The sequence below is a fragment of the Maritalea sp. YIW29 genome, assembly GCF_057219265.1.
Map to the genome: position 1 here is coordinate 281,588 of NZ_JBXVVF010000002.1, position 25,733 is coordinate 307,320.

General features: G+C 50.5%; 23 protein-coding genes. 9 read left to right on the forward strand and 14 right to left on the reverse strand.

Annotated features, from left to right (window positions below; all coding sequences use genetic code 11):
- Positions 1-80 precede the first annotated feature (80 nt).
- The 8 genes from sppA to AC2D8L_RS10555 all read left to right on the forward strand — a co-directional run bounded on the left by sppA (position 81) and on the right by AC2D8L_RS10555 (position 7,063).
- Entirely contained in the window at positions 81-1,028 is a 948-nt protein-coding gene (gene sppA / locus AC2D8L_RS10520; RefSeq protein ID WP_484685435.1) for a signal peptide peptidase SppA, read from the forward strand.
- 49 nt (positions 1,029-1,077) lie between these two features.
- Positions 1,078-1,356, forward strand: a complete 279-nt coding sequence (locus AC2D8L_RS10525) for an integration host factor subunit beta (protein WP_435667777.1) — start codon at positions 1,078-1,080, stop codon at positions 1,354-1,356.
- A gap of 54 nt (positions 1,357-1,410) precedes the next feature.
- Positions 1,411-1,758, forward strand: a complete 348-nt coding sequence (locus tag AC2D8L_RS10530) for a lipopolysaccharide assembly protein LapA domain-containing protein (protein ID WP_484685436.1) — start codon at positions 1,411-1,413, stop codon at positions 1,756-1,758.
- 105 nt (positions 1,759-1,863) lie between these two features.
- Positions 1,864-2,502, forward strand: coding sequence for a phosphoribosylanthranilate isomerase (locus AC2D8L_RS10535; protein WP_484685437.1), 639 nt, complete (start codon positions 1,864-1,866; stop codon positions 2,500-2,502).
- 21 nt (positions 2,503-2,523) lie between these two features.
- Positions 2,524-3,744 (forward strand): tryptophan synthase subunit beta, encoded by a 1,221-nt coding sequence (gene trpB, locus AC2D8L_RS10540; RefSeq protein ID WP_484685438.1) that lies wholly within the window; start codon positions 2,524-2,526, stop codon positions 3,742-3,744.
- A gap of 22 nt (positions 3,745-3,766) precedes the next feature.
- Positions 3,767-4,591 carry a tryptophan synthase subunit alpha gene (trpA, locus tag AC2D8L_RS10545; protein WP_484685439.1) on the forward strand — a complete coding sequence of 275 codons (825 nt, stop codon included), beginning with the start codon at positions 3,767-3,769 and terminating at the stop codon, positions 4,589-4,591.
- A 169-nt stretch (positions 4,592-4,760) separates the two neighbouring features.
- On the forward strand, positions 4,761-5,753 hold the full coding sequence (accD, locus tag AC2D8L_RS10550) for an acetyl-CoA carboxylase, carboxyltransferase subunit beta (protein ID WP_484685440.1): 993 nt from the start codon (positions 4,761-4,763) through the stop codon (positions 5,751-5,753).
- Between the two features lie 5 nt (positions 5,754-5,758).
- Positions 5,759-7,063, forward strand: coding sequence for a bifunctional folylpolyglutamate synthase/dihydrofolate synthase (locus AC2D8L_RS10555; protein ID WP_484685441.1), 1,305 nt, complete (start codon positions 5,759-5,761; stop codon positions 7,061-7,063).
- Positions 7,064-7,364: 301 nt separating this feature from the next.
- Here the strand turns inward: AC2D8L_RS10555 and trxA (AC2D8L_RS10560) are convergent, their stop codons facing one another.
- The 9 genes from trxA (AC2D8L_RS10560) to AC2D8L_RS10600 form a co-directional block, all read right to left on the reverse strand.
- Positions 7,365-7,688 (reverse strand): thioredoxin, encoded by a 324-nt coding sequence (trxA, locus tag AC2D8L_RS10560; RefSeq protein WP_484685442.1) that lies wholly within the window; start codon positions 7,686-7,688, stop codon positions 7,365-7,367.
- A gap of 11 nt (positions 7,689-7,699) precedes the next feature.
- The gene (trxA, locus tag AC2D8L_RS10565) at positions 7,700-8,023 is read right to left on the reverse strand and encodes a thioredoxin (protein ID WP_484685443.1); all 324 of its coding nucleotides are present in this window, start codon (positions 8,021-8,023) and stop codon (positions 7,700-7,702) included.
- A gap of 100 nt (positions 8,024-8,123) precedes the next feature.
- Positions 8,124-11,570, reverse strand: coding sequence for a double-strand break repair helicase AddA (addA, locus tag AC2D8L_RS10570; RefSeq protein WP_484685444.1), 3,447 nt, complete (start codon positions 11,568-11,570; stop codon positions 8,124-8,126).
- A complete protein-coding gene (addB, locus tag AC2D8L_RS10575) occupies positions 11,567-14,605 on the reverse strand; it encodes a double-strand break repair protein AddB (RefSeq protein ID WP_484685445.1) in 3,039 nt (1,012 codons plus the stop codon). Before addB ends, addA begins: the two co-directional genes overlap by 4 nt.
- A gap of 43 nt (positions 14,606-14,648) precedes the next feature.
- Positions 14,649-15,155: a tRNA (adenosine(37)-N6)-threonylcarbamoyltransferase complex ATPase subunit type 1 TsaE gene (gene tsaE / locus AC2D8L_RS10580; protein ID WP_484685446.1), complete on the reverse strand. Its 507-nt coding sequence runs from the start codon at positions 15,153-15,155 to the stop codon at positions 14,649-14,651.
- Between the two features lie 12 nt (positions 15,156-15,167).
- A complete protein-coding gene (locus tag AC2D8L_RS10585; protein ID WP_484685447.1) occupies positions 15,168-17,630 on the reverse strand; it encodes a sensor histidine kinase in 2,463 nt (820 codons plus the stop codon).
- A gap of 195 nt (positions 17,631-17,825) precedes the next feature.
- On the reverse strand, positions 17,826-19,229 hold the full coding sequence (gene ahcY / locus AC2D8L_RS10590; RefSeq protein ID WP_484685448.1) for an adenosylhomocysteinase: 1,404 nt from the start codon (positions 19,227-19,229) through the stop codon (positions 17,826-17,828).
- A 98-nt stretch (positions 19,230-19,327) separates the two neighbouring features.
- Positions 19,328-19,831, reverse strand: coding sequence for a DUF2937 family protein (locus tag AC2D8L_RS10595; protein ID WP_484685449.1), 504 nt, complete (start codon positions 19,829-19,831; stop codon positions 19,328-19,330).
- A 76-nt stretch (positions 19,832-19,907) separates the two neighbouring features.
- Complete coding sequence (locus tag AC2D8L_RS10600; protein ID WP_484685450.1) at positions 19,908-20,729, reverse strand: helix-turn-helix domain-containing protein; 822 nt, start codon at positions 20,727-20,729, stop codon at positions 19,908-19,910.
- A 108-nt stretch (positions 20,730-20,837) separates the two neighbouring features.
- Between AC2D8L_RS10600 and AC2D8L_RS10605 the strand changes: the two genes are divergently transcribed.
- Positions 20,838-21,746: an SRPBCC family protein gene (locus AC2D8L_RS10605; protein WP_484685451.1), complete on the forward strand. Its 909-nt coding sequence runs from the start codon at positions 20,838-20,840 to the stop codon at positions 21,744-21,746.
- Here AC2D8L_RS10605 and AC2D8L_RS10610 read toward each other — a convergent pair.
- The 5 genes from AC2D8L_RS10610 to AC2D8L_RS10630 all read right to left on the reverse strand — a co-directional run bounded on the left by AC2D8L_RS10610 (position 21,743) and on the right by AC2D8L_RS10630 (position 25,621).
- A complete protein-coding gene (locus AC2D8L_RS10610; RefSeq protein WP_484685452.1) occupies positions 21,743-22,084 on the reverse strand; it encodes an HPr family phosphocarrier protein in 342 nt (113 codons plus the stop codon). The genes AC2D8L_RS10605 and AC2D8L_RS10610 overlap by 4 nt on opposite strands.
- A 12-nt stretch (positions 22,085-22,096) precedes the next feature.
- Positions 22,097-22,498, reverse strand: coding sequence for a PTS sugar transporter subunit IIA (locus tag AC2D8L_RS10615; RefSeq protein ID WP_484685453.1), 402 nt, complete (start codon positions 22,496-22,498; stop codon positions 22,097-22,099).
- 141 nt (positions 22,499-22,639) lie between these two features.
- A complete protein-coding gene (locus tag AC2D8L_RS10620) occupies positions 22,640-23,110 on the reverse strand; it encodes an HPr kinase/phosphorylase (protein ID WP_484685454.1) in 471 nt (156 codons plus the stop codon).
- Between the two features lie 9 nt (positions 23,111-23,119).
- Positions 23,120-24,901 (reverse strand): stimulus-sensing domain-containing protein, encoded by a 1,782-nt coding sequence (locus tag AC2D8L_RS10625; protein WP_484685455.1) that lies wholly within the window; start codon positions 24,899-24,901, stop codon positions 23,120-23,122.
- 6 nt (positions 24,902-24,907) lie between these two features.
- The gene (locus tag AC2D8L_RS10630) at positions 24,908-25,621 is read right to left on the reverse strand and encodes a response regulator transcription factor (protein WP_484685456.1); all 714 of its coding nucleotides are present in this window, start codon (positions 25,619-25,621) and stop codon (positions 24,908-24,910) included.
- Positions 25,622-25,733: the final 112 nt, after the last annotated feature.

Below are 25,733 nucleotides of genomic sequence, written 5' to 3' on the forward strand. Positions count from 1 at the left end.
CAAGGCAATAGGACTTTTGCCAAGTTGAATTTTCGCGCGTTGGCATATATTGACGCGACCTATCAGATGGAGCCGCACCTGTGAGCGACACCCCCAATTACGAACAGATCGACAATGTGATGGCGCAGCGCGAATTGCGTAGCTCGCGGCGCAAATGGCGTATTCTGGCATTTGTGGCCATCGCGATTGCTGTGATCGCGGTTTTGGGTAAAGCGTTGGGTGGATTTTCAGAGCCCGTACAAAAAGCGCATATTGCAAGGGTGGTTATTGATGGCACGATCGCGTCTGACCCGCTACGTCGCTCTATTTTGAATGACTTGGCCGAAAATGAAAATGTAACGGCTGTCATCGTGCAGATTAACAGTCCGGGCGGCACCACCGCGGGTGGCGAAGAGCTTTATGAAGGTCTTTCCAAGCTGCGCGAAAGCAAGCCTGTCGTAGCGGTGATCAATGAACTTGGCGCATCCGCTGCCTATATGACAGCCGTTGGATCAGACCGCATCTATGCGCGTCGCCTGTCAATTGTTGGCTCTATCGGGGTGTTGGTGATGCACCTAGATGCATCAAAACTGTTCCAAACCATCGGGTTGGATTATGACAAGGTTTCCACCGGTCCGCTGAAAGCAGAACCAGACATTGATGAGCCAATGGCTCCAGAAGTTCGGGCGAGCTATCAAAGCCTCGTGGATGATTCATATGAATGGTTTGTCGACATTGTTGCTGAGCGTCGTGAAATGAACCGTGATCACGTATTGCGGCTGGCTGACGGTCGGGTTTTAACGGGGCGACAAGCGCTAAACGAAAAGCTGATTGATGCCATTGGTGGCGAAACGGACGCGATCGAATGGCTAGAGACAAAACACGAGTTAAGCGAGCAATCTGTTTCAACATATTACCCGTTGCCGGAAAATCAGTGGGATCGCGTGCAGGACCTTATTGGCACGACAGCACAAGAATTGGTTGGATCTGGCTTAAAAAGCGTAACAGCGCTTGACGGTCTGGTGTCTGTTTGGCAACCTACAAAATAGCTAATTCCTGTGGGCTAACAGTGAATTAGTGATATTTTGGGAGGCACTTGTGATTAAATCGGAACTTATTCAGAAACTTGCTGATGAGAATCCTCACCTATTTCAGCGCGACGTTGAAAATATTGTAAATACAATAATCGACGAAATTGGAGACGCGCTTGCTGATGGTGGCCGAGCTGAACTGCGTGGCTTTGGCGCGTTTTCAGTGAAGAACCGTCCCGCCCGTGTTGGTCGCAATCCGCGTACCGGCGAGAAGGTGGAAGTTGAAGAAAAATTTGTGCCGCAATTTAAAGCTGGCAAAGAAATTCGGGAACGGCTGAACAAATAATTCTGCCGACCTAGCTGTCCCCAATGGGGATGCTGACATTATTGGGAATTGATGATGATCAAACGCGTCGTGATGTGGTTTGTGCTGGTGCCATTTGGCGTTCTTTTGGCCGTATTTGCCCTCGCTAACCGACACACAATTGAAATTGGTGTTGATCCCATTTCACCTCAAACCCCATTTTGGGGGCCAATTGAACTGCCCCTATTTGTGGTGATCTATCTGTGTTTGATTTTGGGCGTGTTGCTGGGCGGCGTTGGTGGCTGGTTCAGCCAAGGCAAGCACCGTAAGGAAGAGCGACGCTTGCGGCGCGATCTCAACAAAATACAAAAAGAAACCGAAGCTGAAAAGCAACCTGTGCAACAAGATGATCCACTAGCGCTTTTGGAAACAGACCGAACCTAAGCTCTTGGCCCTAGCCAACACTTAACCCACTCCGATATAACGGTCTGAACATCACAACAAATTTGTGAACATCAACTCTTGTCCAGTAAGGCCCAATCTATGCAAATGACGATAAAAATTTGTGGCGTTAAGTCCGAAGATATCGTTGATGTTGTCGTCAATGCGGGCGCGGATTATATCGGCTTCAACCATTTTCCCAAAAGTCCGCGCTATGTGGACTTGGCCCAAATGGGTGCGTTGATTGATTATGTGGGCAGTCGGTCCCAAACTGTGGTGCTGCTTGTCAACCCAGATGATGAAACAATCGCCGCGGTTGATGCTTTGCACCCGCACTATATCCAGCTACATGGCAGCGAAAGTGCCGAGCGTGTCGCGCAAATCAAAACCATGTGCCGCGCACGCCTAATCAAAGCCCTGCCTGTTGCAGAGCAGGCGGACCTGCAACCCATTGCAAGCTACCTACCGCATGTAGACATGATTTTATTGGATGCTAAACCGCCTAAAAATTCAGAACTGCCAGGTGGCAATGGCGAAGTTTTTGATTGGTCAATTCTTAAATCACTTGACCCCTCGGTCCCCTTCATGCTTTCCGGTGGCCTTAATATCGATAATGTAGCTGAAGCTGTCAGCACTGTTCGCCCGCCCAGTATAGATGTAGCATCTGGTGTAGAACGGACACGCGGAGAAAAAGATGCGGAACTGATCCGCCGGTTCATTTCGCGCGCGACCATCGCCAGCGTTTAGCCCAGTTCAAGGAGTAACAATATGTCTCAGGTAAATAGTTTGCGCATGGGGCCAGACGAGAATGGTCGCTTTGGGCATTTTGGTGGACGGTTCGTCGCTGAAACCCTTATGCCGCTAATCCTTGAATTGGATGAAGCCTACAAAGCCGCAAAGGCTGATCCTTCGTTTAAAGAAGAGTTTGACTATTTGCTCAAGCACTATGTTGGACGTCCGTCCCCGCTTTATTATGCGGAGCGTATGACCGAACATTTGGGCGGCGCAAAAATCTATTTCAAACGGGATGAGTTAAACCATACTGGTTCACATAAAATCAACAATTGCATCGGCCAAATCCTGTTGGCGAAGCGCATGGGTAAGCCGCGCATTATTGCGGAAACCGGCGCAGGGCAGCACGGTGTGGCAACGGCTACGGTTTGCGCGCGTTTTGGGTTTCCATGCACGGTTTACATGGGTGCGAAAGACGTTGAACGCCAAGCACCGAACGTTTTCCGCATGAAACTCTTAGGCGCTGAAATCATCCCAGTGACCGCTGGCAAAGGCACATTGAAAGACTCAATGAATGAGGCTTTGCGCGATTGGGTGACCAATGTTGATGACACCTACTACCTGATCGGCACGGCAGCGGGCCCCCACCCTTATCCAGAAATGGTGCGGGATTTCCAATCCATCATCGGAAATGAAACCAAAGAACAGATGATGGAAGCTGAAGGCCGCCTGCCTGATATGTTGGTGGCAGCAGTTGGTGGTGGATCAAATGCCATTGGATTGTTCCATCCGTTCCTAGATGATCGCGACACAAAAATTGTGGGCGTTGAAGCGGGGGGCAAAGGTTTGGATACCGACGAGCACTGCGCATCATTGACCGCAGGTTCGCCTGGCGTATTGCACGGTAACCGCACCTATTTGTTGCAAAACTATGATGGCCAGATTGACGAGGGAGACAGTATTTCCGCTGGACTTGATTATCCTGGCATTGGCCCCGAACACTCATTCCTAAAAGATAGCGGCCGGGTTGAATATGTGCCGATCAGAGATGATGAAGCGCTGGAAGCGTTTCAATTGCTGACGCGCCTTGAGGGCATTATTCCAGCACTTGAGCCGAGCCACGCTTTGGCAGAAGTCGTGAAACGGGCACCAAAAATGGATAAAGACCAAATCATCGTCATGAACCTATGCGGTCGCGGGGATAAAGACGTTTTCACTGCAGCCAAACATTTGGGCGTGGATTTAAACAGCGACTAGGGCGCTTGTTGAGGAACTTAATATGACGACACGTATGGACGCCCGCTTCGCGGTGCTGAAAAATGAAAACCGCCCAGCCTTTGTGACATTTGTTATGGGAGGCGATCCTGACTTTGAAACGGCGCAAGCAATAATTGACGGGTTACCCGTCGCTGGCGCTGATGTCATTGAAATCGGCATGCCGTTTTCTGACCCGATGGCTGATGGCCCCGCCATTCAAGCAGCAGGACAACGTGCGCTTGAAGCCGGTCAGGACATGAAAAAGACCCTCAAGCAGGTCAAAAGCTTCCGCACAAAAGACGATGCGACACCGATTGTTTTAATGGGTTACTACAACCCCATCTTCATCTATGGCGTTGATCAATTTATCACAGACGCGCTGGCTGTTGGTGTCGACGGGTTGATCATTGTGGATTTACCACCCGAAGAAGATGAGGAATTTTGCATTCCGGCCATCAAAGCGGGTCTCAACTTTATTCGCTTGGCGACCCCAACCACGGATGATCAGCGGTTGCCCAAAGTGCTCAACAACACATCCGGATTTGTCTATTACGTCTCAATGACCGGCATTACTGGGTCTGCTCTTTCAAACCCCACCAATATTGGCGAGCAAGTGAAGCGACTTCAGTCGCACACAGACCTGCCCATATGTGTCGGGTTTGGCATCAAAACCGCAAACGATGCGAAACGCATCGGCGCTGACGCGGATGGCGTTGTTGTGGGTACGGCGCTGGTTAAAGCGGTTGAAGACAGTCTGACAGACGGTAAAGCAACAAAAGACACGCCCGAGGCGGTTCATCGCTTGGTGCGCGACATTTCAACGGGTGTTAAAGCATCACGATCTTAAATTTGGCGCAAACGATCCTTACATAGATTGTCCCTGCGTCCAAAACGCAAAAAACAAGGCTCCATATCGCATCTCGCCAACATTGATGAGTTGCGGTATAATTGGGAAAATTACGCAGGCGCAAAAAGACCGCGCAGTGAAAAGATAAGCAGGAAGGCTATATAGCTTCATGAATTGGATCAATTCAGTTGTTCGCCCAAAAATTCGCTCGTTTCTAAACAAGCGTGAAAGCCCAGAAAATCTTTGGGTGAAATGTCCGCAAAGCGGCGAGATGGTATTTTATCGCGATTTGGAAGCCAACCAATGGGTGGTGCCAAATTCTGGTTTTCACATGAAAATCAAAGCGCGGGACCGCATGAAGAGCTTCTTGGATGATGGCGAATTTACCGAGCACGAAGTGCCTGACGTTGCCCATGATCCGCTAAAATTCCGTGCGACCAAAAAATACGCCGACCAATTGCGTGATTACCGCGCCAAGACAGACATGAAAGACTGTGTGTTGTTGGCAAGTGGTAAACTGATCGGGCGCGACGTAACTGTTGGTGTTCAAGATTTTGACTTTGGTGGTGGCTCGCTCGGCATGGCTGCCGGCGCAACGATTGTCAAAGGCCTTGAGATGGCAGTGAAAAACCGCACGCCGTTTATTCTGTTCACTGCTTCTGGTGGCGCACGCATGCAAGAAGGCATGCTTTCTTTGATGCAAATGCCGCGCACGACAGTAGCAGTTGCGCGACTGCGCGAAGCAAGCCTTCCCTATATTGTTGTCTTCACCGACCCAACAACAGGCGGCGTAACCGCATCATACGCGATGTTGGGCGATGTGCAGATTGCTGAGCCGAATGCGCTCATCGGTTTTGCGGGTCAGCGGGTGATCGAGCAGACCATTCGCGAAAGCCTGCCAAAAGGCTTCCAGCGCTCCGAATATCTTTATGACCATGGCATGGTCGATATGGTTGTGCACCGTCATAATCTGCGCCCGACTATCGGAAATCTAGTTGGCATTTTTTCCAAATCACCATTGAATGAAATGGAATTGGAAGCGCCAAAACAACAAACGGTACGTGACGCTATTGTTGCTGCGGAAGGCGTTGAAGAGGCAGACAATGCCCCGGCTGAAGGCACTGAAGATATTACGCCGCCTCCTGTTGCACACGCTGAATAAGCTTCGTGACCAGAACTGAAGAAATTACGCAGCGCCTATTGGCGCTGCATCCCAAAAAGATGGACCTTTCCTTGGGTCGGCTGAACCGCTTACTGGGTCAGCTTGATCACCCAGAAAAACGCCTTCCCCCTGTTATCCACGTGGCTGGCACCAACGGAAAAGGTTCAACCATTGCCTTTATGCGCGCCATTCTTGAAGCGGCAGGCAAGCGGGTTCACGTCTATTCTTCGCCCCACCTCACTCATTTTCATGAGCGGTTCCGACTAGCTGGCAAGTTTGTAAGTTCAAGACGATTGAATGAGTCACTGGAGCGAATTGAACGCATAAATGCGGGTCAGGCGATTACATTTTTTGAAATCACCACCGCCGTTGCATTCGATCTGTTCGCTCAGGTAGATGCAGACTATGTATTGCTTGAAACGGGCCTTGGCGGTCGCATGGACAGCACCAATGTAGTACCCAACCCGCTTGGTTGTGTGATCACGCCTATTTCAATCGATCATGTGGCGTTCCTGGGCGATACGATTGAAAAGATCGCGTTTGAAAAAGCGGGGATTTTGAAAAAAGGCGCGAAAGCTGTTTTCTCCCGCCAATCCCATGACGCAATGCAAGTGCTAGAAAAGCAGGCTGCAGAATTGAACATTGTGCCGTTCATTTGCGGACAGGACTTTGATGGCTATCCCGAACGGGATCGGTTCGTTTATTCGGATCTAAACGGCTTGGATGATTTACCTAAGCCAAGCCTGCACGGCATCCACCAGATTGAAAATGCCACAACGGCCATCGCCGCACTCAAACATTTTGAAACGGGCGTTAGCGCTGAGGCAATTGCCAAGGGCGTGCAAAATGTTACTTGGCCGGCACGCATGCAGCCCCTACCCGGCCTGTTGCAGGACATGTTGGCAAGCGGAAGCGACCTATGGCTCGACGGCGGTCACAATGTTGCTGGCGCTCAAGTTTTGGCCCAAGCTTTGGGTGACCTAAATGAACGCCAATCGCGGCCACTGACATTGGTGCTTGGCATGTTGGGCAACAAGGATGTCGAAGGCTATCTCAACTGCTTTGAGGGCCTGGCGAAAAGCATCATCACCGTGCCCGTTCCTGCCGACGACATGACCACCAATGCGGGTTCTTCGCCTGAGGATTTGGCAGAAATGGCCATACAACACGGGTTTGCTGCAACCTATGCTCAATCGGTGGGTGAGGCCCTTAAGATGGTGTCTCGAGACGAAACGCAACGGGTGGTGATCTGCGGCTCGCTTTATTTGGCTGGTGACGTATTGGCAGAAAACAAAACGCCGCCTACCTAGTCCCAATAAATCTCTATAGTGACACAAGCCTTTCCCCGGCAACATCAAGACGTACTTCCACACCTCGTCATCCTCGGGCTTGACCCGAGGGTCCATGCTGAGACAGCAAATTGACGAAGCCAGCACGCTCAACGTGCTTCTAGAGTTAACCCAAGATGTCAAATGGATGCTCGGCTCAGGCCCGAGCATGACGAATTGGGTTGATTTCAGGCGCAAAAACCTAACCATCTCCCAACACACAAAACGCCGCCCCAATAGTTTGGAGCGGCGCTTCAATTTTCACTCTGAAAAGCGACGTACTTTATGCAGCGTACTCTTCAAGCCATTTTACAAGTCCAACATGAGACAAGGTCGCGCCCACTTTCATGTCGACCACTTCGCCTTTTTGGAACAGCAAATAGGTCGGCATGTTACGCACACCATATTGACTCATGGTTGAAGGATTATCGGCACCATTGAGTTTAACAAGCTTAACTCGACCGGTAAGGTCGGCGGCTGCCTTTTCCAAAATTGGGTCCATGGCTTTACATGGCGCGCACCAATCGGCCCAGAAATCGACCAAAACGGGTTGATCGCTTTGCAGAACTTCAGCCGCGAAATTATTGTCATCAACGTCGTTGAGCATTGCTAAACCCTTTACGCTGCGTGACCTTCAAGCCATTTCACAAGACCAGCTTTTGGCTCGCCAGCGCCCACTTTCATGTCCGCCGCTTCGCCGCCTTTAAACAGGATCATTGTTGGGATTGAACGGATGCCATATTGTGCGGCAACATTTGGGTTTTCGTCCACATTGACTTTGACGATTTTGACTTTGCCAGCCATTTCAGATGAAATCTCTTCCAAGACAGGGGCGATGGCTTTACATGGGCCACACCATTCCGCCCAGAAATCAACCAATACAGGCACGTCCGCGCCTAGAACTTCATCCGAAAATTGTGCTTCAGAAACTTGGGTGGTCATGGCCGCCCCTTTCTTCTCTATTACTTCGTTGCAACGAACGTAAGAAGAGTCGCGCTTTCATTCAAGCAAATCACGACGAGGTGAACCATTTTGTGTTCTCTTAGAAATCACTTTCTAACAAATGCGACATTTGCAAATTTTCAGTCCACAAAATAGCGCAATTTATAGGCCGGTTTGGAAACTGTTTGCGCAATGCGACCCTATATCGCGTGAGTTGTGTGCTGTAATTCGTCGGGATCGCGTCCAAATCTTTTGGTGGATTTGCATCCGATTTGAAGTCAACGATCAGAACCTGATCGTCCGAAACCACCAATCGATCGATGCGCCCGGTGATACGCGAAGGTTTGCCTTCAAACTCGATATCTGCAGCAACGGCCACTTCACCACGCGATTGCGGACCGAACAATTCAACAAACTGAGGTGCCGTGATGATCGCATTTGCCTGCTCAATCATCTTGTCATGCAACTCGTTATGATCCGGCATAAGCGAGACCAACGCCTGCGCAGCATATTGATGGCGTTCTTCCGGCGCAAAGCGCGGCATGAACTGTAGTAAGGCGTGCAGGGTGGTGCCCCGCAGCCTTGCGGTTTCGCGGTCAAATGAGCTTGCCCCACCGACCTGCCTCAAGGTTTCATCATGTTTGGACGGCTCAACAATTCGTCTTGAAATTGGCTCTGGTGCTGGTTCAACAATCCATTTGGGCAATGGCTTAGATTTATTCTCCACTGAATTTGATTTTGAACGTGCATGCGTCACAGCGTCCTTTGGGTAACGCCAAGCAATGACTTCTTCGGCATCATCTTTGATTTCTAAGCAATGTTCTGCCAGCCCGTCATAAACCATCTGATACCAGCTATTTTCCTGCCCCTTTTTGGCGATGCCGGTGACGTAGAGTTCGTCTTCTGCCCGAGTTAGTGCCACGTAAAGCTTGCGCCGATATTCGGCTTGGTCTTTCGCCTTTTCGCGCTCCACGCCGGATTGAACATTTTCAGCCTGATTTTTGGCAGAGCCGGGTGCCCACAATAGATAGGCATTTTGCGGCGCTCCGTGTTCCGCTTGGATCAAAATGGATTTGCTATTCTGCTTGCCCGACGGAGACGATGTTGCGTCAATAGAAAATACAATCGGCGCTTCAAGCCCTTTCGCGCCATGCACCGTCATAACCCGGATGGCGCCACTTGCTTCGCTCAATTCGCGTTTGATTTGGCTTTCACTCTGGCGCATCGCTGTAATAAACCCAAGCATTGAAGGCTGGTCCGTTTGCTCATGGGCCAGCGCCATGTTGAGGAACTCGTTGATCACATCATCAATTTCAGGGCCAAGCCGGGCATGAAATTTCTTTAGTCCCTGTTCTTTGAACAGAACATGGGCGAAAAACTCGTATGGTCGATCTAGATCCAGCCGATTGCGCCATTGGCGAATGGTTTGCGTCGCTAACGCGGCCAACTCGTTGTCGTCTGCATCCACTTGGAGTTGCACCCATAATGGCCAAATCAGTTTTTGCTCTTGCATCCGGCATTTGCTATTTCGCGTGCCGCGCGCAAGGGCGAACAATTGATCTTCACCCCAGCTGAAAAGCGGCGACCGCAACAAAGTGGCCAGCCCCAAATCATCAGCCGGGTTCATCAACACATCGGCCAACACCAACAAGTCCTCAACCGCGATGTGCGTTGAAACCGTAAGCTTATCTTCACCCAAGTTGGGCAGGCCTTTTTGCTTTAGCGCGCGGATCATGGCTTTAAACATTGGGCCACGTGACTGCACCAAAATCAAAATATCACCGGGCGTGACGACCTGATCTCTGGCACCTAGTTGCCTGCCATTGGCGATCCAACCTTCAATGGTGCTGGCAATTTTGTCGGCCAAGATATCTTCGGGTCGGGACCGAGGCTCGCTGGCCTTGGTTTTATAGATTTCATCGTTTTCTTCGGCTTGTGGCTTCTCAACCGGTCGCCAAAGTTCCACAATTCCACCGCCCATGGTGCGAGCTGCCTCGTGCACGGTTTTCTCGTCGTCTGTGGTCAAACCTTCATGGGCAAAGGGGCGTTCAAAAACATGGTCCACGGCGGCGAGAATTGCACCGACTGTCCTAAAACTGGTCTTGAGCGTTATGTCTTCCCAGTCCTTTTTTGCCGTCATGGCCTGCAAACCGAACTTACGTCCGGTTTCAGCAAAAAGGTGTGGCTCCGCGCCTTGGAAACTAAAGATTGATTGTTTTTCATCCCCCACGGCAAATACTGACCTTGGCCGTTCTATCGCGCTTTGCCCATCAAAAAAATCAGCCAACAAGGCCTCAACAATGCGCCACTGTTCGGGGTTGGTGTCTTGGCTTTCATCCACCAAAATATGGGTGATGCCCGCATCCAATTTATAGGCCACCCATTGGGCGAATTCTGATTTGGACAAGAGCTGGCGCAGATGGATAATCAGATCATCAAAATCAAGCAGCGAACGCGCGCGTTTTTGCGCATCATATTGGGCAAAAATCGCTTCAATGACATTGAGCAATGCCAAAGATTGACCAAGGACTTTGGCGGCCATATAGGGCTGATAGAGCCCCACAAGCCGCTCTGTTTCCTGTTCCAACTGCTCCGCCAAAAGCCCATTATGTTTAGCAACACCGGAATGGGCTTCGTGTCCTCTGCCGGGCTTTGTGCCATCTGGTTTGAGGAAAGTGCGAAACATCAACTCGGGACTTGCCGCAACACCTGCAGCTTTAGCCAGCTTTTTGTTGAAATTCTTCGCCACGCCCAAATGCGTAAGTTCAGCACTGACATTTGCATATTCGCTTGGCAGCAGAATTGCGCTATCTAAGATTTCTTGAGAAATTGTCGCCAGTGTTTGCGTTGAAGAAAGGCCGAGAAACTTGCGTAAATTGGTTTCACAACGAGCCTTATTGTCCAACACCATGCGTAGTTTCGCGCCAAACGATAATGCATTTGAAATGGCATTTTCTAATCCATCATCTGACGCGGTGTTGAACAAGATCTCAATGTCGGCCTTTAGTGTCTCGCCACCAACCCGCTGCGCCAAAACTACTTCACGGGCGGCACGCAGCAGGTCAAATCGCTCCGCATCATCAATCACTTGAAAATCAAACGGCACTCCCGCTTCAAGCGGAAAGCGGTGCAAAACGCTTTCAGAAAAAGCGTGGATGGTGTTGATCTTCAACCCGCCGGGCGTTTCCAACGCCTTCGCAAAAAGCTGCCGGGCAAATTTCATCCGATCCGCGTTTGGTCGCTTGCCTTCCAACTCAAAAATAGTTTGGGACAGTTCTTCTGTGTCCAGCACGGCCCAATGCCCAAGCTCCTTCGAAACACGAGAGCGCATTTCAGCGGCGGCGGCTTTTGTGTAGGTCAAACACAGCACTTGTTCGGGCGGCACCCCATTGATCAGCAAGCGCAAAACGCGACGGCTTAGGATGTAGGTTTTGCCGGACCCGGCATTGGCTTTAACCCATACATTTGTATCGGGGTTTGCCGCGCGTGCCTGATTATCTTTGGTCTGATCCGAAATGGAAAGCGGGCCACGGGGATTGTCGGTCATTCTTCATCCCCCTGGTCGATCATCCATTCTTTTTGGCGAGCAAAATGATCATAGTCTCCAGCGAAGTGCTGATTTTCCTTTGGCAATAGTTGCGCCGCCATTGCAGTTTCATCGCGCATCAACATCACGTCCGCGAAGCCCGAAAAATGCCGCCAATAATCATCGATCAGGCCTTCAAGGCTCAGTTTCCCTGCCGAAAAATTGGTGACTTCAAACGGGTTTGGCCCATGGGATAGTTTTATGTAGGTCAGGGCATCCGCATCAGTTTTAGGCACATCCGCAAACCCGGCATGCCGCGCAATAATCGCTTCCATAGGCAATTGCGGGCTGAGGAAATTCTGCATCTCTTTCGCTTTAGGAATGGAGCCGGTCTTAAAATCGATCAACTCAGAACCACCTTCAATTCCGATATCGATGCGGTCTGCATAGCCGTAAATCTCGAACATCTCGCTGCTAATTGGCAGAGCGACCTGTCCGAATTTTTCGGCAAACCTTTGTTTTATTTTTGGGTTCCGCTCTACCTCGAACCCAATCACTTTGTCAGCGATTGAAGAAAAACGGCGTAACCAGATATCCCGGCGGTCCGCTACATCGTCGAGCCGCTGGTAGACCATTTGCGCGATGCCCATCAGTCGGGTGTGGGCATCGGGTGCGGTGAAATCATGCCCGGCCTCAACGAACTTACCCAGCACATCATGGATTAAGTCCCCCCGCTCTGCCGCATCCGGGGCGGCACCAAGGGCACGTAGTTTTTTCAAACCCAAGACATGTTTGGCATAAATCGCATATGGGTCGCGAATAAGGGTTTCGATCTCGGTGATTGATAATTTTTTGGGACGGATTTTGGCCGGTGGGTGAGGCAAGGGCCGAGAGGCAAGTTTTGGATTTTCAACCGCATCGATTTCAACCAAAAGTTCATGAAAATACTCAGTTTTTTCGTATAGTTCCTTTGTGCGTTTCTCCCCCAGAAACGCTTCGAGACGCTGAATAAAGCGCGAGGGATCAGCGGGTGACGTGCCGCGCCGCTTCGCATAAGTTATCAACAATCGATCTGCACCCATGCCCATCAAAAAATCATGGGCTGCGAGACCGACTTTTCGCTCCGGCGGGTCAAGGCTTAACCCCAGTTTCATGCCACGAGAAAGCCAGGGGCCAGGCTCTGCGATTTCGGGCCAAACACCTTCGTTAAGACCTGCCAATATGGTGAGATCAGACTGTAAAAGCCGCGCCTCGATACGACCCCAAATTTGAACATCTTGCCGGGTGGTTTCGGGTGGTCGCACGGTGATATTTTGCATCAACAAGTTGACGGAAGCGATGACATCGCCGGGGCGCGATGTGGGTGAAAAATGGGTGCAACGCGCCAAATCCTCTGCCCATTGCAGCAGCTCTGTCACCCCTTGAAACATGCCGCTTTGTGCCGCTTCAGTGCCGCAAATGTTGTGCACTAGTTCCGGAACGTTTCGGGCAAGTTTCGCGATGTTCCACGTCGTTTCGCCATTGGTGCAAATTGACGCGATTGCCACCTCTATATCGTCAAGCAGATTGGTCAGCGCCGCTGCTTCGTCTTCACTCAGCTTTCTTGGCGCGCGTTTCAATTCTCCCGCTGCATTTTGCGCAATAAGTTCACGCAGGCCTTGCAAACCATTTAACCCCCTTGCGCCACGCAAGGTGCTGACATCGAGCAATTCACGTAGCCTAGAAATTTCCGCTCGCTCGCGCCCAAGCCGCACGCTCCGATTGGCGAGAAATGCGACGAGATCGACCGGCTTGAAGTTGGATTGAAAGGCGGCGAGCAATTGCCGCAACCAACGCCCGGCAGGTGATTGGCTCAGGGGCATACCGGCGCTGTCATCAATAACAATGTCAAAGCGCTCAAGTTCCACTTTGATCCGACGGGCCAGGTCCCGGTCAGGGGAAATGATGCCAACACTTTGGCCCTTATCGACAGCTTCACGCGCAGCCAAAGCGATGGCGCGGGCTTCATGGTCCATATTATCGAGAGCCAAAATGCCCATATGGTCCAACGCTTGGTCCATGGCAGTGTCGGTGATTTGCGCAAGATCCTGATGCCACTCACTGGTGCGTTCTGGGCGCGCCAAGGTGGCGTTCAAAATGGGTGTTCGGGCGTTAGTTTGACTGCCCAATGCTTGAACAGCGGCAGGGCCTTCGCCGATTTTTCTGAGGAGTTTTGCCATGCCATATTGGGGGTGTGCATGACATTCATTTTCGGGATCGATGAGATGGGCTTGCTCATCCGGGGACATGGATACATCAAATCCCGGCAAAACAATCGCGGCATTTGGTAGTTTTGAAATTGCCGTCAAAAACCGCGCCGTAGCCGGAACTGAACCGGTGGACCCAGCGGCGATGACGGGTCGGTCGCCATATCGAATGTGCAGAGATTGACTGGCAAAATCAAATCGCTGGCGGCGCAACAGGGCAGCGTCGATCTGGCCAATTTCAGCCAAATGGGCGGGCCATGCTGCAAATGCAATTTCCAAAAATTGCAATGTCTGCTGCCAATTTTCAGCTAGCTCCTCGGGCACCAAATGCTTGATCCGGTCGAACTCAACTTCTTCGGTCAAAAAATCATCGATTAAGTCACCAAGACTTTGTGCCATTGCCAAAATCTCAACCATACTAGGTGGCGACGAAAAACCTGGCTGGCCGGTCTTTTGTGCGACAGCGGCCCATTTCTCAATCAACTGACTGAGGATCGTTGTGCGATAAAGCTTTGATGTTACATTAAAACTATCAACGTCAGGATCCGTGAAGAAGGCATTTTCTGCATCGTCCCCTTCGCCCAATGTGAAGATGTTGGGCAGCAATTGGGAACCAGCATTTAGCGCCAGCAGTGCGTCGATCAGCGCCAATCGCGCCCGCTTGGTGGGCACGTAAATCGTGATATCGGACAGCCAAAATGGGTGATCACGCGGCCAGTTGGGCAGCAAGTCGCCATCCATCAACGCCTTTGCCAACGTGGGCAAAAATGGCGCATGTGGAGCGATGGAGAATAGCTTTTGATGCTGCATGAACTTGATTGGCCTTGTTGAACCCGCACTGCCAAATTGGCGACTAAGAAATGGACGCGCTGCTTAGATTTACATCTGATCGGGATTCGAGCAATAAGCCAAGTTTTTTCAAATCAACTTTGGTCGCTTCAACGGCTAAATCACGCGCTTCCAACTCGCCTTTTATATTGGTCAAAGTCAGGCTAAATCGCGCTTTATCTTGCAATTCAGGCAATCGATCGGGCCACTCGATCAACATCAAATCAGTGCTCTCAAACAGGCCCAATTCCTCGGCTTCACTTTCGTCCGACAGGCGGTAAAGATCAGCATGAAGGCAATTGATTGATTGGAATTGATAGGGCTGTACCAGCGAGAATGTCGGGCTGGGCACTTCCAATTCTGGATCTTTAGATAAGATACGAAGCAATGAGCGTGCAAAAAAAGATTTTCCTGCCCCCAAATCACCGTTGAGCAGGACGATATCGCCTGGTGCCAACAATTCCGCCATGGCCGACGCCAGTTGAATTGTGCCCTGTTCGGTTAGAATTTTGAATGTCGCCCGGTCCGCCATGTTGGGTCCAAACTATTCCGCTGCACCGCGAGAGAGTTGTTCGACGGGCAAATTGACCAAGACCCTAGTGCCTTTTGGTTGACGTCGCTCGATCTCAACTGTGCCACCATGCATGTGGGCAAAGGTTTTTACAATCGATAGGCCGAGGCCTGCGCCGCGTTGTTTGCCAGCAACTGCCTGCCCTTCAAATCGGTCAAAAATCGAAGATATCATTTCTTCGGGGATGCCTTCGCCTTCATCTTCAACAATGAACATCATACGGCCAGCCCGTTCCACAACGTCAAGGCTGACCTTGGAACCTGGCTCGGAAAAGCGCACAGCGTTGGACAGCAAATTGTACAGCACTTGAACGATGCGCGCGCCGTCAGCAACAAAGGTCGGCAGGTTTGGTGCTATATTGATATCAAGATTGATCGGCACATCAGATTGAGAAACCTGCAAAGTGGCGACGACGCCAGCTTTGGCTTGATCGATTAGTTTTTCTACATCAAGCACTTCACAGTTCAACTCAGCGATACCAGCATCAATGGTTGTGAGGTCCAAGATGTTGTCGATCAGCAAACCCAATGTGGCGCTCGACGCTCGAATGTATTTCGCGTAGCTCAATTGCTTATCGTTGAGATCACCAGCCTCACCCGAACTTAGAAGGTCTGCAAAGCCAATAATATTGGTGAGTGGCGAGCGGAACTCGTAAGACACATTTTGCACAAAGGCATCTTTGAGCTTATCGGCAGTTTCTAGTGCTTCGTTGCGTTCCTTAAGCACCTGCTCGTAGGCGGCGCCTTCTGTCACATCAACAAATGTTAAAAGCGTCTGGCCATCTGGCAGACGCACAATTGCATAGTCAATCAAGCGGCCATCGGCACGGGCAATCCGGCCCGACTTGTTAGAACGGTCTGCACTGATGTCGACGATATGGGATTTTAGCTCAAGCCAAATATCACGCCCATCTTGGGCCAGTGATGTTTCGCACAGATCGACAATATCGGCGATATGGGTTTGTTTATTCAATTCATTGAGCGGCAATTTCCACATGCCGGACAATTGAGTGTTGTGCAGTTTGAGTTGGCCGTCCGTTCCGAACACGGCGACAGCCTCGCGCAATGCGTTCAAGGTTTCATCTTGCACATGAATAAGCGCGTTATAGCGGCTCTCGAGCGCCAGTTTTTCGGTGACATTGTGATAAACATAGATCACGCCGCGGGCGTTTGGTGCGGGTGACGCGATAACATTGATAACTTGACCAGAAGGCAGATGCCACATGTCCTCGCGGGTTTTTTTCAACCCATAGCTTGATAAATGAGTGCTGCGCCATTTCTTATAGTCAGGCTCCAACGGCAATTGCCCCTGCGTCCGCAACCGATCCAAAATGGCTTTTTCGTTCGGGTGTGTATCCAGCCAAGTTGGGTCCAACTCCCAGAATTGGGCAAACGATTTGTTGTAATGGGTGAGCTGTGCGCTGCCATCAAACACAGCAACAGGTGTGCGCAATTCATTGATCGCGGCGGTGAGGAAGCTCACGCGGGGGTCGTTTTTCTCTTCATTCGAAGCAAGCCCCTGCACCGCATAACCGGCCGTGCCATTCGCAAGCTTGAACTTTGTGACATCCAACGTGCCAAATTTGGCATGTTCTTCCGTAATTGAATTTGGGCCATCTCGTGTGCCGATTTCGCGCAGCCGACTAATAGCATTTGAATCGAAAAGCTCTGGCGGCTCTCCGTGGCGCTCATCTTCTTTGACGCCCAGCAATTGATAATAAGCCGCGTTGACTTTAACCAGCTTTCCGCGCACATCGCGCACCCATGCGGGGTGATTGAGGTTCTCAAAAATCTGCGCGCAGCTTTCAATATCTTGAATATTCTTGTTCGCGCTGGGCAAAGCATATGGCGCGTCACCATCTGCAATTCGACGGGCAATGCGCAACACAGGACTGCCAGCGACCAGTTTGCCGCAAACCCGGTAACGCATTTCGGTTGAACCGATGGCAGGCGTTTCAAACTCGGTGCCTTGGGCCAAAAGGTCCGCCAGTTTGAACTTCACTTCAATCGCCGCTTGGGGCTTTAGCCAACTGTCAAAGTCCAAAACAGCATCGTTTGTGGTGTAGTTTTCAATGACTTGCCGCACCTGGCCAACAATCTCAGGCGTGTCGGTGGGATCACGCCAAATGATCGTCACTTCGGCCATGCCGTTCAGGATGTTTTCTTTTTCGTCCAGCGCGGCGCTTAGTTCGCTCAATTGTGCCTGCACTTTTTGCGCCGCACGTTGGCTTTGATTGCGTTGGGTTAGGGCCAAAAACGTTGCGGCCGCGCCAAACAGCACCGAGCCGACAGCAATCGCATATGGCGTTGTTGAGAGAAGTTGGCTGGCTGTCAGTGTTTCCGCCTGAGCAAATGTTGGGCTTGTAAGCATCAGCGCTATTGGTGCGCTTAAGAATCTTGCGACTCCCTTACCGATCGGGAAATTTCCCGGCTCCATGCTTTGCCCCTTAAGTTGCTTGTGAATTCGCCACCAATCCGAATCACCCCACCATAACGCTTTGGCGAATCGCGCAACAAGAGCGAAAATGACTGCGTAAACAAAAAAGGGCAGCCTAAAGCCGCCCTGATCTCTAAATGTTCTGCGAATGAATCGCAGTCGCAGTTTTTGGGTCCAAAACCTAAGGTCTAGACCCTAGTAGCGATATTGCTCTGGCTTGAACGGACCGTCTTTTGGCAGGCCAAGATAGTCTGCTTGTTCTTGAGTCAGCTTCGTCAGCTTTGCGCCCAGTTTTTCCAAGTGCAATTCAGCAACTTTTTCGTCCAAGTGTTTAGGCAAAACGTGCACTGCGTTGGAATAATTTTCAGCCTTGGTCCACAATTCGATTTGCGCCAGCGTCTGGTTGGCAAAGGACGCACTCATCACAAAGCTTGGGTGACCTGTTGCGTTTCCCAAATTCACCAAACGACCTTCAGACAATAGAATGATGCGGCTATCTTCGCTCAAGTGAACGATATCGACCTGTGGCTTTACGTTGGTCCATTTGAAGTTTTGCAACTCAGCGACTTCGATCTCATTGTCGAAATGACCAATGTTACAAACAATCGCCATGTCCTTCAGCTTACGCATCGCATCAAGGGTTACGATGCCCTTATTGCCTGTGCATGAAACAACGATGTCTGCGCGATGTGCTGCATCTTCTAGGGTTACAACTTCAAACCCGTCCATTGCGGCCTGCAAGGCACAGATCGGATCAACTTCGGTCACCAAAACTCGGGCACCAGCGCCAGCAAGTGATTGAGCTGAACCTTTGCCCACATCGCCATAACCGCAAACGATCGCCACTTTACCAGCCATCATTACGTCTGTGCCACGACGGATCGCATCCACAAGGCTTTCGCGACAACCATATTTGTTGTCGAATTTAGATTTGGTCACGCTGTCATTCACGTTAATCGCCGGGAATGGCAATTCGCCACGCTCAGCCAATTGATAAAGTCGCATAACGCCAGTTGTTGTTTCTTCTGAAACGCCGCGCAGATTTTCACGTACTTTTGAGTAGAAGCCTGGCTCTGCCGCAATGCGTTTTTTCGCTTGGGCGGCGAAATATTCTTCTTCTTCGCTTTTTGGATGATCCAAAACGCTTGGGTCAGTTTCCGCCTTCGCGCCTGTGAGCACCAACATGGTCGCGTCGCCACCATCGTCCAAGATCATGTTGGCAGTTTCGCCATTGCCCCAATCAAGAATGCGGTCTGCAAAGTCCCAATATTCTTCAAGCGTTTCGCCTTTATGGGCAAAAACAGGAATACCCGCGGCGGCAATTGCTGCGGCGGCATGGTCTTGGGTTGAGAAAATATTGCAAGATGCCCAGCGCACTTCGGCACCAAGAGCCACCAATGTCTCAATCAAAACCGCTGTTTGAATAGTCATGTGAAGCGAGCCAGCAATGCGTGCACCCTTTAGAGGCTGCGCTGCGGCGAATTCGCGGCGGATGGCCATGAGGCCAGGCATCTCGATTTCAGCCATTTCGATTTCGGTGCGGCCCCACTGGGCCAAAGAAATGTCTCTTACTGCATATTCTTGCGTCAAGTCGCCCATGTGCGCCTCCTATTGAACTGGTTTAGAGCTATCCATACACGGACAATCTTTACAATTCAATGAAGACATAAAGAAAAGTTTATATCCTTAAATGATCCCTAATTTGTGATGCGGACGCGACGTCGGAATGGAAACGCAATAACACCCCAAACCAGCCGAAATATAAGCCATCCGATAAGCAAGCCGATCCCGGCAAAGGTCAAACCTTTTACGGTGAATGGAACGGCAGGCTTATAGTCAGCAAGTGCGTCTGACAGCAGCTTTTGATCCAAATGCTGCGCAAAGGCGGTGATTTCTTCCACCGGCCCGGCATTTTGCAAAGCGGTTTGGTGCGCCTTTAAGTTGATATATCGTGAGATCGTTTCGGACATGGAGCTTCCGCGTTCGACCAAAAACTGGTCTGTTGACGCGTCATATCGCGCGAGCGCTTCGTCGCGGGTTAGCCCCTGACTGGCGGCGTCTTGGTCAAAATTGTCGACGACAACAGCCAATTCTTGGACCGCGCCGCCCAGTCGTTGGTGATATTGTTGGGCATATTCAGGATATTGGGATGCCGTAAGACCGCCCGCTAAGGCGCCAGCTAACAAGAATGGTGATCTCATGGTCGAGCCTCACATTGTGCCATTGATGCATTTCAACATATTTAGGTTTCAATTGTAACCAAACAATGGCTGTCGATCAGCTTTCGAAAAACTGCCGCGTTTGCTCATTTGCTGGATAATAGGATTCTAAGCGCACATCTTGCAAGGTAATGTCTCCGGGCGCGCCGAAGGTTGTGATGGTGGAGAGGAAGCTAAGTTCGACCCCATCCCGCGCAAAGACCATTTCCAAGAACGGCTGCTGGAAACGTTCCAAATTTATGCTGCGCCAATTTTTCGGCACGTGGGGCTGTTCTTCAATCGCTTTGAGCAAGGCCATCGCATTTGGCGGGTGCCCGAGTGCCACAATTTCAGCATCTAGCCTTTTGAGCAGGAAGAGCAATACTTGTTCGCGGTTCTTTAGGAATTGACCCGCACCATTTGGGTTCGACAGCGCAAATATGATGTTGGTCGAAAACTCACTTTCAGGTTGGTCTTGGTCGTCTTGTGAGCTGAGGAAAGAAAGCAATTTTTGCGCACCGAGATTGACCAATTGTATATTGTAGAACGGGTCGAAACAGATAGCAGGCAACGGATTGTGCAGGTGCATCACCCGATCCAGTGCTTTTTGCGCACTGGACATGATGCTTGCAGATAAGGGTGTACGCTCAAAAACGGGCGCAAACCCCGCGCTCAATAAAAGCTCATTTTGCGCTTGAAACGGCACCGACAGAGCTTCAGCCAAAACCAACACCATTTCGCGACTTGGATTGGCACGACCTGACTCCAAAAAACTTAAATGGCGCTGAGAAGAATCGCTTAAAAGCGCCAGTGCAAGCTGGCTCAGACCGCGAGATTGCCGCCAATGGCGAAGCCTACTTGAAAAACTGTCGTGACTTTTTTGCTCTGAAACTGTCGTCATTTGTGCAGGGTAGAATAGCGATAATGCGAAGTCCATTACCTTGCGGGTAATTGATATGACTACCCCTGTTGCAGATATTGGCCCCAGTTTTCAAACTGGAGATACAAAATGATCAATCAAGCGAACGACAAATTATTGCGATATGCGCTTTTTGCCAATGCTGTCACATCCGCTGGATATGCCACTGCCAGTGTTTTGAACCATGAGGGGGTGAAACAGACCATGTTCGAAAACACAACTGTCTGGTTTGGCCTTGATGCGGGGCTATTTTTGTGGGTTCTGGCCGGGGGACTTTTGGCCTTTAGCGCCACACTATTGCTTATTGGCGGTGCGAAACTGCTCGACAAACAAATGATACGCCTCATCATTGGCGCTGACATAGGTTGGGTCGTGGGCACTGGGGCGCTCATCATCATGTTCGATAATGTTTTTACAACCACAGGCCAGACCATAGCGATTGTGATTGCCATAGGCGTAGCAATTTTGGCCCTCTGGCAAACAGTTGGCCTTCTTATCCTTTATCAGGGAGAAACAGACATTCGCATTTCTGGCCTTGGGAAAGGTGCAAAGATATTTGCTCGACGCGACATGGCGGTCAAACAATCTGTAGCTTGGAAGGTAATTTCAGACATGGAAGGTTATGCCGAAGTCGCCCAAAATATTGCCAAAGTTGAAGTGGTCTCGGGAAAAGGCAAAGACACGATCCGCCAGTGCTGGGACAATGATGGTAATTCGTGGACTGAAAACGCAACTGTTTGGGAAGAGGGATCAAAATACGGCTTTAACGTCCATACCCATGCCGATGACTATCCTTACCCGCTTCAACGCCTTACGGGATTATGGTCCGCAAGTTCACGCGGCAACAATTTGTCGTCTATCGAAATGGAATTCGTGGTTGAGCGAAAACCAGGCTTTAAAGCGGGTTTAATCGGATCAATGATGACGATGATGTTCCCACCGGTTTTGGACAAGTTGATGAGCAAGTGGGAAACAAAGATGAAGGCAATAAAGGCCTAATCTGATGCTTTAAGGTCAGCAGGTTCTTCAGCTTCCAGCCCATCTGTGTCTTCGTCGAACCCCGTTTCGACCAGCGAAACGATGGCTTCCAATGCTTCACGAGCCTGTGGACCTTTGGATTGCACGAGCACAGTTGACCCGGGACCTGCGCCTAGCATCATCAACCCCATGATGGACGAAGCGCCAACAGTTACCCCGTCCCGGGTTACTGAAATGTCTGCCTTAAAACACTCGGCCGTTCTGGCAAATCGAGCTGAAGCGCGGGCATGCAACCCGCGCTGGTTGACGATGGTCAGGCGTTGTCCAAATGCTTTTTCTGGTTGGCAAGAATTGGGCATGATCGTTACGCTTTAAACATCCCCAAGCACATCTTTGGCGACGTTGATATATTTGCGCCCGGCTTCTTGAGCGGCATGGACAGCATCACGCATGTTCATGTCGGGGCGCACCCGAGCCAATTTCACCAACATAGGTAAGTTTACCCCGGCGATCACGTCAACTTCTCTGTTTTCCATCACGGAAATTGCAAGGTTTGACGGCGTACCGCCAAACATGTCTGTAAGGATAACGACACCTTCGCCGCTATCTGCGCTGGTTACCGCGTCAAGTATATCCTGACGCCGCATTTCCATATCATCATCGGGGCCGATACTAACCGCTTCACATTGCTCTTGCGGTCCAACCACATGTTCCAATGCTGACCGAAACTCGTCGGCCAACTTGCCATGTGTTACCAACACCATGCCTATCATATAGGGCGCTCCTCATTAAGCCGATTTTTGACAGCCATTTTGTGCTGCCCTGCCGATTTGGTTGATTTTGGCGATGTTGTGTAATGCATGCAAGTCAAAAAATACACATGCTCGCACGCATTATTCTTACGTTTGTCCGATTTAGCCAATGTGCTTGTGCTTCACGCGCTTGAGCGCCTCGAGCACCAATAGACGCTGGTGCACACTATCGATGATGGAGCGGGTTGGCACCGGACAGCGCGGCATTTCAACGCCCATCAATTCGGTTACGAATTCTTCATTTTCTGGCATCCGGTCCAATTCATTGAGCAAGTCAATTACCAAGTGAATTTTTGCACGCTCGATTGTTGGGCGCTCAATAACCCCACAGCCGCGCAATTCAATCTGCCCCGCAATTTGCGGGGGGGAGGTGCAAATCACGACACCATCTTCCACATGCAGTAGCACACGATCATCTGAAATTAGGTGCGCCTCAAACCCACCCAGCGCAGCCCGATCCAAAAGATCTAGGGCCAGCAGTGATTTTCCAGCTCCCGATGCGCCGCGCAACAAGATACCAAATCCATCATAGGTTATGCCGGTTCCGAATACATTTTCTGGTTTCTTTGTCATTTTTGGCCTCTAAACTGTTGTCGGTAGACTGACGGTAAACTCAGCTCCGGTGCGATCTTCGCGATTAACTGCAGCGATAGTACCCCGATGAGCGTCAACAATCTGTTGAGATATTGACAATCCCAAGCCCGAATGGTTGCCAAACCCGTCGCTGGTTGGTCGATCAGTGTAAAAACGTTTGAAAATTTGTCCAACTTCCCCGCGTATGCCGCGCCCTTCGTCTTTCACCACAATGTTCACATTTTTGCCTTGGCGTTGAAGGTTCACCGTTACCAAAGCACCATCTGGGGAGAATGAAACCGCATTGTCAACGAGGTTTGTGATGACTTGTGCGAGACGACTGTCGTGCCCGGGAATTTCACGATGGTTGGGTTTAAGCTGATCAACAAGTTCAATGCGCACATCCCGCTTTGCTGCTGCTTCTGACTGAATATCAACAATTGTTGAAACAAGACCTGAAATGTTCACCTTGCCGAACTCTTCGCGCGCCAATTCAGCATCCAAACGGGACGCTTTTGAAATGTCTGTGATCAAGCGATCTAGGCGTCTCACGTCGTGCTGAATTATAGATGTTAAACGTTCGCGGTCTTTGTCATTGTTGGCAATGGGCAGTGTTTCCACGGCGCTACGCAAGGAAGTCAGTGGGTTTTTCAGTTCATGCGCAACATCTGCCGCAAAACTTTCAATCGCTTCAATTCGGTTATAAAGCGCGTTCGTCATTTCGCGTAGTGAGCCGGACAGCAAACCGATTTCATCTGGCCTGTTGGTAAAGTCTGGAATTTCTTCACGCGCCGTCATGGAGTGGCGCACACGTTGCGCGGCGGCCGACAGACGACGCATTGGCCCTGCAATTGTGCTCGCCAACAGCAAGGACATAATGGTGGTGATCGAGGCGGCAAACAGGAAAATGCGGAACACGTTCCAGCGTTCATTCTCAACCACAAAATCAATATCGCCAGGCTCAGTGGACAAAAGTAAAACGCCGACATTTGTCTTAAGACGTTGAACCGGAACAGCAACAGAAACCACAAGACGGTCATCCTGATCTACCCGAACCAATGACGCCGTTGCCCCTGAAAGAGCTGTCTTTACTTCGGGGTATTTTGCGCCCTCAGCACCGGAATGCTCAATGTAACGCGGGAACTCTCCGGCACGCAGCCAGCGGAAAAACCTGTTCCACCAATCAACGAGGAAGAATTGCTGAACACCTAAACCGTCTGCAGGCAACTGCAACAACACATCACCTCGTGCGTAAATATTGTCGCTGTCTAGAATTAGAATGCCGGAACGATCGTAAATGCGGGCGCGCGTGCCAGTTGGGGTGACAAGATTGCGCAGCAATGGCGCGATACGTTCCGGGTTGATGGGAAATTCAAGCGTCTGATCAAAAAAACTAAGGGTCGAAATTGGATCGTCGCCCTGCAATTGCAAGAATTTTTCGGGGTCAACGGTGATCACATCTGAATCAACGGTAGCAGAAGCTGCGATGGCGCCAGCGATGATTTCGCCCTGCACGCGCAGACTATCGACACGGGCATCAATTAGCCCAGCGCGCCAACTGTTAAGAAACAGAATGGCGATCACCAAGGCCGCAAGCGCGACCAGATTGAGGACAACAATTCGGCGCGTCAAAGACGAGAAAATCGTAAAAGAAAGCAGGCGGGATATTGGCGAAAAGATCTGGTTTACGATACTGCGAGAAGGCGCAGCTTTGCTGTTGTCAGCAGCGGTTGTTTCGGGGCTGTCTGACGGTTTAGCTTTTGAATGTTGAGATGCATTCGAAAGCGCCAATGCCTTCTATTGCTCCTTAAAACGGTAACCAACACCATATAGCGTTTCGATCATATCAAACTCTTTATCCACCACGCGGAATTTCTTTCGCAACCGTTTGATGTGGCTATCGATGGTTCTGTCGTCGACATAAACCTGATCGTCATAGGCCGCGTCCATCAAGCTGTCACGGCTTTTCACCACGCCTGGACGCTGCGCGAGGGCAAACAAAATTAGAAATTCCGTTACCGTCAGCGTTACATTTTTGCCGTCCCATGTGCTCGTGTGGCGTTCTTGATCCATGGTCAAACGTCCGCGCTCAAGTACCGATTTACTCGGCGGTCCATCACTTGCAGCACCAGCCGCACCCTCAGGTCGCGCCTGTGCGCGGCGCAAAATGGCTTTAACCCGCTCTACCAACAAACGTTGGGAAAATGGTTTGGTGATGAAATCATCGGCACCCATTTTAAGGCCAAATAATTCATCAATCTCATCGTCTTTTGACGTGAGAAAAATCACAGGAAGATCTGATTTTTGGCGTAGGCGGCGCAACAGTTCCATACCGTCCATGCGCGGCATTTTGATGTCCAAAATCGCGAGGTCCGGGAGATCTGAGGATAGACCCTCAAGGCCCGACGCCCCATCAGTATAAGTGCTGACATGATATCCTTCTGCCTGCAATGACATTGAGACAGAGGCAAGAATATTCTGATCATCATCAACGAGAGCGATTTTGGGCATGTAATTTCCTTTCAGCAACACCTTATATGATTGACATCAAATGAAAATCAACTTTGCTGGTCTTCTTTGGACCGACAATTACGCGTAAATTGTGACCATGAGGGAAGAATGG

Excerpts from the sequence above, each read along its gene's own strand:
- tsaE (WP_484685446.1), bottom strand. The coding sequence starts at position 15,155 with ATGGCGGACCGGGCGACATTCAAAATTCTAACCGAACAGGGCACAATT.
- AC2D8L_RS10600 (WP_484685450.1), bottom strand. The coding sequence starts at position 20,729 with ATGACGACAGTTTCAGAGCAAAAAAGTCACGACAGTTTTTCAAGTAGG.
- trxA (WP_484685443.1), bottom strand. The coding sequence starts at position 8,023 with ATGACCACCCAAGTTTCTGAAGCACAATTTTCGGATGAAGTTCTAGGC.
- AC2D8L_RS10595 (WP_484685449.1), bottom strand. The coding sequence starts at position 19,831 with ATGAGATCACCATTCTTGTTAGCTGGCGCCTTAGCGGGCGGTCTTACG.
- AC2D8L_RS10535 (WP_484685437.1), top strand. The coding sequence starts at position 1,864 with ATGACGATAAAAATTTGTGGCGTTAAGTCCGAAGATATCGTTGATGTT.
- ahcY (WP_484685448.1), bottom strand. The coding sequence starts at position 19,229 with ATGGGCGACTTGACGCAAGAATATGCAGTAAGAGACATTTCTTTGGCC.
- AC2D8L_RS10610 (WP_484685452.1), bottom strand. The coding sequence starts at position 22,084 with ATGCCCAATTCTTGCCAACCAGAAAAAGCATTTGGACAACGCCTGACC.
- accD (WP_484685440.1), top strand. The coding sequence starts at position 4,761 with ATGAATTGGATCAATTCAGTTGTTCGCCCAAAAATTCGCTCGTTTCTA.
- AC2D8L_RS10585 (WP_484685447.1), bottom strand. The coding sequence starts at position 17,630 with ATGGAGCCGGGAAATTTCCCGATCGGTAAGGGAGTCGCAAGATTCTTA.
- trpA (WP_484685439.1), top strand. The coding sequence starts at position 3,767 with ATGACGACACGTATGGACGCCCGCTTCGCGGTGCTGAAAAATGAAAAC.
- addA (WP_484685444.1), bottom strand. The coding sequence starts at position 11,570 with ATGACCGACAATCCCCGTGGCCCGCTTTCCATTTCGGATCAGACCAAA.
- addB (WP_484685445.1), bottom strand. The coding sequence starts at position 14,605 with ATGCAGCATCAAAAGCTATTCTCCATCGCTCCACATGCGCCATTTTTG.
- AC2D8L_RS10620 (WP_484685454.1), bottom strand. The coding sequence starts at position 23,110 with ATGACAAAGAAACCAGAAAATGTATTCGGAACCGGCATAACCTATGAT.
- AC2D8L_RS10630 (WP_484685456.1), bottom strand. The coding sequence starts at position 25,621 with ATGCCCAAAATCGCTCTCGTTGATGATGATCAGAATATTCTTGCCTCT.
- trxA (WP_484685442.1), bottom strand. The coding sequence starts at position 7,688 with ATGCTCAACGACGTTGATGACAATAATTTCGCGGCTGAAGTTCTGCAA.
- AC2D8L_RS10605 (WP_484685451.1), top strand. The coding sequence starts at position 20,838 with ATGATCAATCAAGCGAACGACAAATTATTGCGATATGCGCTTTTTGCC.
- trpB (WP_484685438.1), top strand. The coding sequence starts at position 2,524 with ATGTCTCAGGTAAATAGTTTGCGCATGGGGCCAGACGAGAATGGTCGC.
- AC2D8L_RS10615 (WP_484685453.1), bottom strand. The coding sequence starts at position 22,498 with ATGATAGGCATGGTGTTGGTAACACATGGCAAGTTGGCCGACGAGTTT.
- AC2D8L_RS10530 (WP_484685436.1), top strand. The coding sequence starts at position 1,411 with ATGATCAAACGCGTCGTGATGTGGTTTGTGCTGGTGCCATTTGGCGTT.